11 protein-coding genes and 2 pseudogenes are annotated in these 10,645 nt (G+C 63.6%); 5 read left to right on the forward strand and 8 right to left on the reverse strand.

Annotated elements, in window-relative coordinates; translation table 11 throughout:
- The 3 genes from WCB02_RS22595 to WCB02_RS22605 all read right to left on the reverse strand — a co-directional run.
- Window positions 1–847 (reverse strand): ABC transporter permease (locus WCB02_RS22595; protein WP_423961597.1); only part of this gene is annotated, 847 nt, incomplete at its 3' end.
- A gap of 27 nt (window positions 848–874) precedes the next feature.
- Window positions 875–2,422 (reverse strand): ABC transporter substrate-binding protein, encoded by a 1,548-nt coding sequence (locus tag WCB02_RS22600; protein ID WP_423961599.1) that lies wholly within the window; start codon window positions 2,420–2,422, stop codon window positions 875–877.
- 60 nt (window positions 2,423–2,482) lie between these two features.
- Window positions 2,483–3,739, reverse strand: coding sequence for a dienelactone hydrolase family protein (locus WCB02_RS22605; RefSeq protein ID WP_423961613.1), 1,257 nt, complete (start codon window positions 3,737–3,739; stop codon window positions 2,483–2,485).
- A 161-nt stretch (window positions 3,740–3,900) separates the two neighbouring features.
- On the opposite strand from WCB02_RS22605, the gene WCB02_RS22610 reads away from it, so the two are divergent.
- Window positions 3,901–4,497 (forward strand): helix-turn-helix domain-containing protein, encoded by a 597-nt coding sequence (locus WCB02_RS22610; protein WP_423961601.1) that lies wholly within the window; start codon window positions 3,901–3,903, stop codon window positions 4,495–4,497.
- Window positions 4,498–4,561: 64 nt separating this feature from the next.
- Entirely contained in the window at window positions 4,562–5,074 is a 513-nt protein-coding gene (locus WCB02_RS22615; RefSeq protein WP_423961603.1) for a UPF0158 family protein, read from the forward strand.
- A gap of 11 nt (window positions 5,075–5,085) precedes the next feature.
- Here WCB02_RS22615 and WCB02_RS22620 read toward each other — a convergent pair whose 3' ends face one another.
- On the reverse strand, window positions 5,086–5,337 hold the full coding sequence (locus tag WCB02_RS22620) for a hypothetical protein (protein ID WP_423961604.1): 252 nt from the start codon (window positions 5,335–5,337) through the stop codon (window positions 5,086–5,088).
- Window positions 5,338–5,557: 220 nt separating this feature from the next.
- Here WCB02_RS22620 and WCB02_RS22625 point away from each other — a divergent pair, with 220 nt between their 5' ends.
- Complete coding sequence (locus tag WCB02_RS22625; protein WP_423961606.1) at window positions 5,558–5,692, forward strand: hypothetical protein; 135 nt, start codon at window positions 5,558–5,560, stop codon at window positions 5,690–5,692.
- A gap of 251 nt (window positions 5,693–5,943) precedes the next feature.
- The gene (locus WCB02_RS22630) at window positions 5,944–6,789 is read left to right on the forward strand and encodes a CmcJ/NvfI family oxidoreductase (RefSeq protein WP_423961607.1); all 846 of its coding nucleotides are present in this window, start codon (window positions 5,944–5,946) and stop codon (window positions 6,787–6,789) included.
- A 291-nt stretch (window positions 6,790–7,080) separates the two neighbouring features.
- On the opposite strand, the pseudogene WCB02_RS22635 reads toward WCB02_RS22630, so the two are convergent.
- Window positions 7,081–7,862 (reverse strand): annotated as a pseudogene (locus tag WCB02_RS22635) (alpha/beta fold hydrolase).
- 3 nt (window positions 7,863–7,865) lie between these two features.
- Complete coding sequence (locus tag WCB02_RS22640; RefSeq protein WP_423961609.1) at window positions 7,866–9,161, reverse strand: O-acetylhomoserine aminocarboxypropyltransferase; 1,296 nt, start codon at window positions 9,159–9,161, stop codon at window positions 7,866–7,868.
- Between the two features lie 326 nt (window positions 9,162–9,487).
- On the opposite strand from WCB02_RS22640, the pseudogene WCB02_RS22645 reads away from it, so the two are divergent.
- Window positions 9,488–9,640 (forward strand): annotated as a pseudogene (locus tag WCB02_RS22645) (DUF559 domain-containing protein); the annotation flags it as partial.
- Window positions 9,641–9,757: 117 nt separating this feature from the next.
- Here the strand turns inward: WCB02_RS22645 and WCB02_RS22650 are convergent.
- Window positions 9,758–10,144: a type II toxin-antitoxin system VapC family toxin gene (locus WCB02_RS22650; RefSeq protein ID WP_423961610.1), complete on the reverse strand. Its 387-nt coding sequence runs from the start codon at window positions 10,142–10,144 to the stop codon at window positions 9,758–9,760.
- Window positions 10,145–10,148: 4 nt separating this feature from the next.
- Window positions 10,149–10,379, reverse strand: a complete 231-nt coding sequence (locus tag WCB02_RS22655; RefSeq protein WP_423961611.1) for a type II toxin-antitoxin system Phd/YefM family antitoxin — start codon at window positions 10,377–10,379, stop codon at window positions 10,149–10,151.
- Window positions 10,380–10,645 lie beyond the last annotated feature (266 nt).

The following is a 10,645-nucleotide window of genomic DNA, read 5'->3' on the forward strand; positions in this document are numbered from 1 at the left end:
AGAAGATGCGCTCGACCAGCACGGTGCCGCCGAGCAGCAGCGTGACCTGCACGCCGCCGAGCGCAACGGTGGGGATCAACGCGTTGGGAAACACTTCGCGCAGCAGGATTTCGGGGCGTGAAAAGCCGCGGGTGCGGGCGATCTGCGCATAGTCCTGGTCCTCGGCCTCGGCCAGCGATGCTTTCAGGATCCGCGCCAGCAACGCCGCGAAGGGCAAAGCGAGCGCCAGTGCCGGCAGGATCATGTGATGCAACAACGCATAGGCGATGTCGATGCGCCCGGTCACGAGGCTTTCGAGCAGATAGAAATTGCTGTGAAAGCTGACGTCGATGTCCGGATCGATGCGGCCCGATATCGGCAATAGCGGGATCAGGACACCGAACAATATCAGCAGGATCAGGGCCCAGAGAAAATCCGGGATGGCGAGCAGGACGCCGACGCCGCTGTCGACCAGCCATTCCGCGCGTTTGCCGCGCAGCAGGATGCCGGTCATGGCGACGGTCAGACCGAGGCCGACCGCGATCAGCACCGCGACCAGCGCCAGTTCGAGCGTCGCCGGAAAGCGTGCCAGCACCAGCTCGAACACGCTTTGATGGACGCTGATCGAACGGCCGAAATCACCGCGCAACGCCTGACCGAGCCAGGTGATGAATTGCTGCGGGATCGGCTGGTCGAGCCCGTAGAACGCCCGCAGCCTTGCGATGTCGGCAGGCGCGGCGCCCGGTGGAATCATCATGGCGATGGGATCGCCGGGCACTACGCGCAGCAGTACGAACACGATCACCGCCACGCCGAACAGCGTGGGCGGGATGAGGACGAGCCGTCGGATGATCTCGCCCCAGCGCATTGCTTGGGTCGCCTTGTCTGACGTCGTTTATGCCGGCGTGATCAGTTGCGGCAGGATCATGCCGTTGGACTGCGCGACGACCTTCAGCCCCTTCTTGTGGATGATCGGCTGCACATATTGGAACAGCGGGATGACCTCGCCTTCCTCGGCGATGTATTTATCGACGGCCTTGTAGCCGGCAATCCGCTTGGCCTCGTCCTTTTCGCCCCACAAGGGCCCGATGCGCTCGACCAGATCCTTGCCCTTCCATGCGCAGTGCGGCGAGGGGCCGAACATCGCAAAGCCGGTCGAGGTGGAGGGATCGCCGATCGCGTTGCCCCAGTTGTAGAACGCGGCCGGCGCCAGCTTGTGGGCGGCGCGCAACTCGAAATGCTTCGCGATCTCGTAGACCTCGATATTGGCCTCGATGCCCACCTTGCGCCACATCCCGACGATCGCCTCGATCATCTCGTAATCCTTCGGCTTGAAGCCGCGCGTGGTCTGGATGGTGAACTTGACCGGCTTTTCCGGCGAGTAGCCGCTCTTGGCCAAGAGACTCTTCGCCAGCCCCGGATCGTAGGCGACCTTGATCGAAGGATCGAAGGCAGCATAGCCCGGCGCTTCCAGGGTGGCGATCGGAACGCCGTAGCCCTTCAACAGCCGGTCGACGATCGCCTTCTTGTCGATCGCATGACTGGCGGCGAGGCGGACATTGCGGTCCAGCATCGGATCGACATCGGTGATGAAGATCATCGCGATATCAGACACCGGCTTGGTCTGCCCGACGAGGGCCGGCTTCGTCTTCAGCCGATCGAACTCCTCATACGGGATCTCGAAGGTGACGTCCGATCCGCCCGACTCGATCTCGGCAACGCGGCTGGTGGGATCGGTGACGAACTTGAACACCACGGTCTCGAAGGCGGGTTTCGGTCCCCAATAGCCCGGATGCGCCTTGAGCCTGAGGAACGCATTGCGCTCGAAGGCGTCGACCTTGTAGGGGCCGGAGCCGATCGGCGCCTTCTCGAAACCGTCGGCGCCGACCTTCTCGTAATAGGCCTTCGGCAGCACGTAGCCGGTCAGGAACGCCATCCATTTGAAGATGGTCGGCTCGAATTCGAGGACGTCGGCGGTGATGGTGTTGCCGTCGGCCTTGAAGTTGCCGATCTTGGACCAGACGAACTGGATCGGATTGCCGCTCTTCGGATCGCCGGCGCGCTGCAGCGACCAGACGATGTCGTCGGGCGTGACCGGCGAACCGTCGTGCCAGGTTGCTCGCTTGCGCAGCTCCAGCGTGATCTTGCTGCGATCGGCGTTCCAGTCCCATTTCGTCAGCAGGCCGGGCTTGAACGACAGATCAGGCGCCTGGCCGATATAGGGATCGAACACCGACTGATAGATCGACTGCAGCGTCGGATTGACCGCCGACACGCCGACGGTCGGATCGAACGAGGGCAGATCGACGTTGTAGGCGATGGTGAGCGTTTTCGCGTCGGCGGCTTGCGCCACGCGGCCGCCGAACACACCGGAGGAGAGCGGCAAGGCGGCGGCGCCGGCAAGCTGCAGGACGTGACGACGAGACAGCACGGAAGACCCCATAACCCATACTCCACATGCGAGAACGGCGCCCCCGAGCGGGCGCCGTTGAATGAAGGCGATCTATTCGGCGGCCTGCGGCGCGCTCTCTGACCAGCGCGCCATCAGCGTGTTCGACGGCAGCTCCTCGTCGACCAGCTTCTTGGCGGTCTCGACGCCGGCCACCGGCAGCGATGCCGGATCGAGCAGCCCGATCTGCACCAGCACGGAAGCCTGGTCCCAGTAGATGTGTTCATTGTAGAGCTTGTCGCCGCGGAAGCGGACGATCGCGACCAGCGGGATCTCGACATATTTGCCGGTCGGCGCCACGCCGGGCAGCATCCAGTCGATCTCGATATCGTGGGTGAAGCAGAACAGCATCTCGTCGACGACGCGATCGGCGCCGATGGTGCGCGAGATCGGGATCAGCTTGGTATCCTTTGGCGTCTTCGGAATGAAATGGTTGGCGTAGAAGCGCAGCAGGTCGCGATAGCCGACGCCGCCGGTCATGGTCGGAATGTGGTTGACATAGGGCTCCGCCACCATCGTCCCCATCGTCGCCTCGGCCGAGCGCACGCCGAATTCCAGTTCGGTATGACGGTCCCACAGCGCCGAGAGATCGTAATGTGGACCCAGGACTTTCCGGAACAGCGCGATCGAGCGTGAATGCGCCATCAGGGTCGCCGGCTTGTTGAAGCTTGCGCGCTCCGGCGCCGCGAAGGCGTGGTCGCAGCCCGGATAGAGATAGAACTCGGCGTCGGGCCGTCCGGCGAAGCCGGCCTTGATCTGCTCGCGCGCCTCGGCCGGTGCGAACTTGTCGAGCTCGGCGAAGTGGAACACGATCGGGCCCTTGATGTTCGCGGCCTCGCCGATATCGGCCTCGATGCCGACGCCATAATAGGAGACCGCGCAATCGATATCGGTGCGGGCAGCAGCGAGATAGGCGAGCTTGCCGCCGAGACAGAAGCCGAGCGCGCCGACCTTGCCCTTGCATTCGGGCCGCGCGCGCAGCACCTTCAGCGCGTCGGCGGCGTCCTTGATCGATTGATTGGCGTCGAAGCGCTGGTAATAGCCGAACGCCTTGTTGAAGTCGGCCTCGGAATAGCCGAGCTCGATGCCGGGCTCCAGGCGCCAGAACAGATCCGGTGCCAGCACGACGTAACCTTCCTCGGCATAGTAGTCCGCGACCTCGCGCATCGAGGCGTTGACGCCGAAGATCTCCTGCAGCAGCAGGATGCCGGGGCCCGATCCCGAAGCCGGGATGGCCAGATATCCCTTGAAGCTGCCGCCATCGGCTGCGGCGATATCGATCCACTGTCCCGCCATCTCGTGTCCCGCCATCCTGTCGACCTCCGCCTCGAGCAACCCGAAACCACCGTCACGGCCGGACCGCTTCATCGTGTTTTCTTACTTGAATTTTTAATGTAAGATTCCCAGATGTAAATAGCATAGATTGGGCAGGGCTTGCCTACGCCGTGAGCGCGCGACCGCAGGAGACCGCTTTGAAGACGACCCGAAAGACCGCCCGCAACAGGACCGCCGACGGCGCCAAGGCGAAGAAGCCGTCGGCGATCGCCGAGCGGCCGGGCGGCTGGCATCTCGCGCGCACCGAGACCGAGCGGCAGCTGTCCGATTTCGAATTCAGGCTGGAGCGGCTGGCGCAGGCCTATTATCGCTGGAAGGCGGCCTGTCTTGCCGCCGTCTGCGACGTGCCGCTGACCGGCGACGACGTCGCCGTGCTCAACGTGGTGCGGATGGGCGACGAGCCGAAGCGGTTGTCCGAGGTCGGGCAATTGCTCAACCGCGTCGATGTCCCGAACCTGCAATACGCCACGCGCAAACTGGTTCGCGCCGGCCTGATCGAGACCGAGGGAAGTTCGTCGCGCAAGGAAACCCGCTATCGGGCAACCGCGACCGGACATGCGGTGACCGAAGCCTACGCCGCGTTGCGCGCCCAGACCTTGCCGCCGATGCTCGACGCGCTCGACGGCTGGGCCGCGAAGTCGGAAACCGCCAGCACCCATCTCGATTTGATCTCGGGCCTCTACGCGCAGGCGGCGCAGGTGGCGATCACCCGAAGGCACCAGCCGGAAGGGTGATCGACCGGGCGCCGATCGGGGAGGTTCCCCAAGGGGACGCAGAAGATCGCGCCTCAGCGGATGGTTGACAAGCGAGCGTCTCGCCGGAATCCTGATCTCGATGCGGCTCCGCCACGCAGTAGTGGCCGCAAGGATTTTCCGGCACGAGACCATGCCCGTCAGCTTCCAGGATATCGTGTTGGCGTTCGAATTTGTCTCGAGTGGCGACGTCGGCGGCAATACGGCTGTTCTGTGCCGGAGCTCCGGCAAGATCTATTGGCGCTCCGATTTCAGCGACCTGGACCAAATGGACGAGCTGCCCGATGACGCCGAGGATGACGAACAATATCTCGCGATCCCCGACAAGGGCGAGCTCGATCTTGGCAAGCCATTGGCGTTGGACTTTGCCAGTGAACACCTGCCCGACGAGCTCGACGAGGTCCGCTCCATCTTCAGCAGGAGCGGGGCCTACCGGAACTTCCGCGCCTTGCTGATCCGAACGAAAGCGCTGGAGCGCTGGTATGCGTTCGAGCGCGAACGCACCGAGCACGCGCTGCGCGACTGGTGCGAGGAGAACGGAATCGAACTCGAAGGCTGAGGTCCGGCGGATCACGGCCGGGCGTCCTTGACGATGCTTCCGTTCAATCCACTCGATAGGCTGCAGATCTTCCCTTCACGCCCGTTCGGCCTGCGCGTCGTCTTCGGCGCCTCGTCTTTCGGTTTCTCCAGCGCATCCGGCATCATCCGGCCGAACATCGTTGAAAAAGGCGTTCGGCAATAACGCTCACTGGAAATCCTTTCGCTTGCCATCGGCCGCGCCGATCTCATGCCATGCATCGGATCGCTGCCGGGCGGCACCATGACCGCCGCGTGTTTCCTGCCGTTTTCGCCCCGGGGCAAAATGGCTTCGCGCCGGTTTCTTCGGAACACCGCGCACGAAGCGTGTTCACGGCGCGAGTCGGCCAGACCCGCGTCGGCGAGCCCCGGAAACGTACGGGGCGACTGTTTACGCCCTCGTCAGATCAGCTTGGCACAATGTTCGCATCTCATGCCGGAGCCGCATCGCTGCTTTGGAGGACAAATGGGTGAAGTCATACGATTTATCTCCAAATCCGACCTCGAACGAGCCCGGCTGATTCGGGAAGCCCGCGCGAATTACGAGAGCGTATTCCCGCCGGCGGCGCCGGCCGGCGAGGAGCGCCAGCCCAAGCCGTGAGGCGCGGCCGTCCAGTTCGCCGAGGCCATCGCGGACGGCGCGGGCCGATCAATCTCCGACTTTCCGCGCCTTCTGTCGGCGATCAAGTAACCGTGAGGCGAGAACATCGATCCGCGCCGATGCCGCCTTGGGTAAATTTGTTTCCGATCGGCGGTCTGCAGGAATGGCAACGTTGCTATTTCAACGAGACGGCTTGCCAATGAGATGGCCTCGCCCAAGTTGAAAGAGCCAGCAGCGTCCGGAGATTTGCCATGGGCCTTCAAGAAACAAGAATCGAATCGCTTCCCTTCGTGACCGCCGAACTGAATTATCTCGCGCCGACCCCGGGAAGACCGAGAACCTACGCCTTCGATCCGCCGCCGGGGGAGCCGAAGTCGACCGCCCTGCCGGAGCCGCATCAGGTTCCGATTTTCGATGCGCGCCTGATCGCCGAAAATATCTCACTGGATCGTGAGGGCTTTGCGCTGGTTCGTCACCCGACCCGGGTGAGCAACTTCTACGACGATCGCGAAGTCAAGAACGTGTATTATCCCGCAGCGGAAGCGTTCATCGGGGCGACGCTGAAGGCGGACCGCGTGGTCATCTTCGACCATACCGTTCGCAGGCGGGTGGAAGGCGCATCCGACATCCGCGGCGTGGGCCCGCGACAGCCGGCAACCCGCGTCCACGTCGATCAGACCGCCGTGTCGGGAGCGAACCGCGTTCGCGAGCATCTGCCCGATGAAGCGGACGAGCTTCTCAAGGGCCGCGTGCAGGTCATCAATCTCTGGCGGCCGATCCGGGGACCGTTGCGCGATGCGCCGCTGGCCATGTGCGATGGCCGCACCGTTGCTCCCGATGATCTCGTCGCCTCCGACCTGATCTATCCCAATCGGCGCGGCGAGACCTATTCGGTGAAGTATAATCCCGACCACCGCTGGTTCTATTTCCCGGAAATGACGGCCGATGAGGCACTGCTGCTGAAGTGCTACGATTCCGCCATCGATGGCCGGACGCGATTTGGGCCGCATACGGCGTTCGTCGATCCCACGACGCCGGCCGACGCGCCGCCGCGCGAGAGCATCGAGCTGCGCACGCTGGTGTTTCACAAGCATTGACCGCGGCAGGAGCGCGTTCCGATTTGAATCGGAAAGCGCTCTATTACCACTGCGTCACCAGCCGACAAGGCGTCGTGTTGGATTCGTTTCAACACCCACTCGCTCGTCATGCCCGGGCTTGTCCCGGGCATCCATGACTTACTTTCGTTCCGAATGAAGCAAGTCGTGGATGGCCGGGACAAGCCCGGCCATGACGAAACCATAGATGACGCAGCAGGACCAGCTGTCCCTTTTGGTCGCATTTTCTTTCGGAAAGCCGGTGTCGACCTTTCCGGAAAATGCTCCGAGCGGTCAATTTCTCAGCGCCGCGAGCAGTTCGTCGGGACGTTCGGCCATCACCATATGGCCGGCGCCGGGTAGAACTGCTGTTCGGGAATGCGGGATCGCCGCCGCCAGCGCCTTGCCGGCCTTTGCCGGCGTCATCATGTCGCGCTCGCCGAGGATCAGCGTGGTCGGGACCGTGATCCGCGCTGCTGCCGTGAGCGCGTCCTGATAGGAGTTGCAGGCGGCCAGATCGCTGAACAGCACGCCGGGCTTGCAATGCTGCAGCGTGCGTTGCGCTTCGCCATGCATCCACAGGCCAGGAGCCTGGCTTCCACCCAGTTCGGCGTTGAAGCCCAAGCCCCAGATCGAAACCATGTCGATGGCGGCCTGGTCGTTCGCTTCAGCGGCCTTGAGCAAGTCGGGGCCGACACTCATGGTGGCGGCCGTCCCGATCAGGCTGAGCGCCGATATTCTTTCCGGATGCGTGCCGCTGTTTCGAGCGCGATCAGCGATCCCATGGAATGGCCGATGAGATGCGCCTTTGTCGCGCTGGCCGAGCCGAGCAGAGCGGCGGTCCAGTCGGCCATTTCGGCGATGCTGGCGAGCGCGGGGCCTGCCGAACGCCCGTGACCCGGCAGGTCCGGCGCAAGCACCGCGAATCCGTGATACGCGAACCAGCGGCTATGCAGCGCCCATGCCGTGTGATCGAAGCCGGCGCCGTGCAGGAAGACCACGGCCGGCAGCGATGCATCGAAATCCCGGCCGCCGGTCGCGACAAACGCCTGACGGCCATTGACTGTCAGCTCCATGGCTCAAACCTTCTGCGAGGCGCGCAGCGCCTGTGCGAGATCATCGGTGATGTCCTGGGCCGACTCGATGCCGACCGACAGCCGCACCAGTTCCTCGCCGATGCCGGCGGCGGCGAGTTGCGCGGCGTCCATCTGCTGATGCGTGGTGCTGGCGGGGTGAATGACCAGCGTCTTGGCGTCGCCGACATTGGCGAGATGGCTGATCAGGCGCAACGACTCGATGAATTTCTTGCCGGCGGCGCGGCCACCCTTGATGCCGAAAGAGACGATCGAGCCGGCGCCGCGCGGCAGCAACTGCTTGGCAAGCTGGTAGTCCGGATGGCTCTCCAGCGATGGGTGCAACACCCAGTCGACGGCCTTGTTCGCTCTGAGGAAATCGAGCACGACGGCGGTGTTCTGGATGTGCCGGTCCATCCGGACCGCCAGTGTCTCGATCCCCTGCAGCAACTGAAACGCGTTGGTCGGTGACAGGCAGGCGCCGAAATCGCGCAGGCCTTCGGTGCGGGCGCGCATGATGAAGGCGGCGGACCCGAACTGCTCGTCGAAAACCAGCCCATGGTAGCCGGCATAGGGCTCGGTCAGCACCGGGAATTTGCCGGAGGCGCGCCAGTCGAAGCCGCCGCCGTCCACGATCACGCCGCCGATCGCGATGCCGTGCCCGCCCAGCCATTTGGTGGCCGAGTTCATCACGATGTCGGCGCCGAACTCGATGGGGCGGCTGAGATAGGGCGTCGCAAAGGTGTTGTCGATCAATAGCGGGATCGCGGCCTGATGCGCGATCTCCGCGACCTTGGGAATGTCGAGCACTTCAAGCCCGGGGTTGCCGATGGTCTCGCCGATCACGAGCCTCGTCCGCGACGTGATCGCCTGCCGGAACGCCTCGAGATCGCGTGGCTTGACGAAGGTCGTCGTGATGCCGAAACGGGGCAGGGTGTGGGCGAGCAGGTTGATGCTGCCGCCATAGAGCGAGGCCGAGGCGACGATGTGATCGCCGGCATTGAGCAGCGTGGCGATGGCGAGGTGCATCGCCGCCATGCCGCTGGCGGTGCAGATCGCGCCGACGCCGCCCTCGAGCGCCGCGAGCCGCTCTTCGAGCACGGCGGTGGTCGGGTTGGAAATGCGGGTGTAGATGTGCCCGGCGCGCTCCAGATTGAACAGCGCGGCCGCATGCTCCGAATCCTGAAAGACGTAGGACGTCGTTTGATAGATCGGCACGGCGCGGGCGCCGGTCGTGGGATCGGGATGCTGGCCGGCATGCAGGCTCAGGGTTTCGAACGCGGGCGGTTTCGGCGGGGGCATGTTCGACACTCGCTGATGGGGCGGCCGGTGAAGTCGCGCCCCACCTTCTGACACAAACGGGGTCTTGCGTCAGCGGCTTTCGCGAAGACCTGTTGGCGGCCGTCGCGGTCGAAGAGCTCGGTAGGGCGGGTTAGCTTCGGCCGTCAGAATGACGGCTGAAGCGTAACCCACCTTCCATCACGATGTTCGGTGTCGACGTCCTGGCGGCTGCCGGGAGGAGTGCAACTGAGGCATTTCTCTATCGCCGGCTGGAAACGCTGCCGAGGATGGCGGGGCGCTTCAGGCTCGATGTTGAGCTGCCGATTGCGTTTGACGGTTGGGACCGAATGGAAGTCGACCTGCTGTGCCCAATCTGTCGCGTGGCCATCGAATTGGACGGCTCGCACCATCTCGGAAATGTCGACGCCTACCGGCGAGATCGCAGAAAAGACCAGTTACTCCAGGAGAATGGTTATTTCGTTTTGCGCTTTCTCGCAGAGGACGTGGAAAAAAGCTCGATCTCATCCTGGATGCCCTCGAGCGAACCGTGGTTTGCCGCGGCGTGCGGGCTTGAAACGACGCGCTTGAAGCGACGGGATTTCAGACAGCGCTGCTGCCTACCAGAATCGTGCGACGCCATAGGCGTCGAAGGGCTGCTCACTGGAAACGAGCACGAGATTTTCCAGCATCGCCTGGGCGATCAGCATTCGGTCGAACGGGTCGCGGTGAGGGCCCGGCAAAGTGCCCGCCACCCGCCCATGCCGAAAGCTCATCGGCAGGCCGATGAAGCCCTGATCGGCGATCACTCGGTCGAGATCGGCGATGACAGCGGCAATGCCGGGCAATTTGCCGATGCGATGCTTCGCCGCTATTTCCCATGTTAACGCGGCGCTGATGAACATGCCGTTGTCCTCGTCTGCTATTGCAGTTCGCGCAGCCGCAGAGAGCGCGTCGTCGCCAGCAAGCCACCAGAGCAGGGCGTGTGTATCGAGCAGCAGCTGCATGCTGCTATTCCCACGCTGCCAGCTCCTGCTCCGGCAAGGGGTCGGAAAATTCCGGTCCGATGCTGATGATGCCGTGCAGCGCCCCGAACCGGCGCTTGGGCTGCTGCGGTTGGAAAGGCACGAGTTTGGCGATCGGCTCCTTGCCGCACGCCAGGATAATCTCCTCACCCGCTTCGACACGCGCCAGAAGCTGAGACAGGGTCGTCTTTGCGGTGTGAATCGTAACGGTCTCCATCGCGCCTCTCCTAGCTACTTTCCGGCGCAAAATCGGGGCTTTGCGACGAATGCGCAAGGGTGCGCAGCAACGCAAAACCCGCCAGGGGCGACCGGCGGGGGTTTTGGCAAAGCCTGATGGTGATCGCGGATTGATTTATCGGGCAGGCCGCTTTTCCATCGCTCGGCCGATGTTGATGAGGTTGTCGGCGATGACGCCGAGGCCGACCCAACGCTGCATCCCGGCCTCGCCTTTGTAACGGCAACGGTTGAGTCCATGCCGCCGCT

Source organism: Bradyrhizobium sp., assembly GCF_049581145.1.
GTDB lineage: Bacteria > Pseudomonadota > Alphaproteobacteria > Rhizobiales > Xanthobacteraceae > Bradyrhizobium.

Bases quoted from the DNA above. Each gene is read 5' to 3' on its own strand.
- WCB02_RS22600 (WP_423961599.1), bottom strand. From the start codon at position 2,422: ATGGGGTCTTCCGTGCTGTCTCGTCGTCACGTCCTGCAGCTTGCCGGC.
- WCB02_RS22605 (WP_423961613.1), bottom strand. From the start codon at position 3,739: ATGGCGGGACACGAGATGGCGGGACAGTGGATCGATATCGCCGCAGCC.
- WCB02_RS22620 (WP_423961604.1), bottom strand. From the start codon at position 5,337: ATGGTGCCGCCCGGCAGCGATCCGATGCATGGCATGAGATCGGCGCGG.
- WCB02_RS22625 (WP_423961606.1), top strand. From the start codon at position 5,558: ATGGGTGAAGTCATACGATTTATCTCCAAATCCGACCTCGAACGAGCC.
- WCB02_RS22630 (WP_423961607.1), top strand. From the start codon at position 5,944: ATGGGCCTTCAAGAAACAAGAATCGAATCGCTTCCCTTCGTGACCGCC.
- WCB02_RS22640 (WP_423961609.1), bottom strand. From the start codon at position 9,161: ATGCCCCCGCCGAAACCGCCCGCGTTCGAAACCCTGAGCCTGCATGCC.
- WCB02_RS22650 (WP_423961610.1), bottom strand. From the start codon at position 10,144: ATGCAGCTGCTGCTCGATACACACGCCCTGCTCTGGTGGCTTGCTGGC.
- WCB02_RS22655 (WP_423961611.1), bottom strand. From the start codon at position 10,379: ATGGAGACCGTTACGATTCACACCGCAAAGACGACCCTGTCTCAGCTT.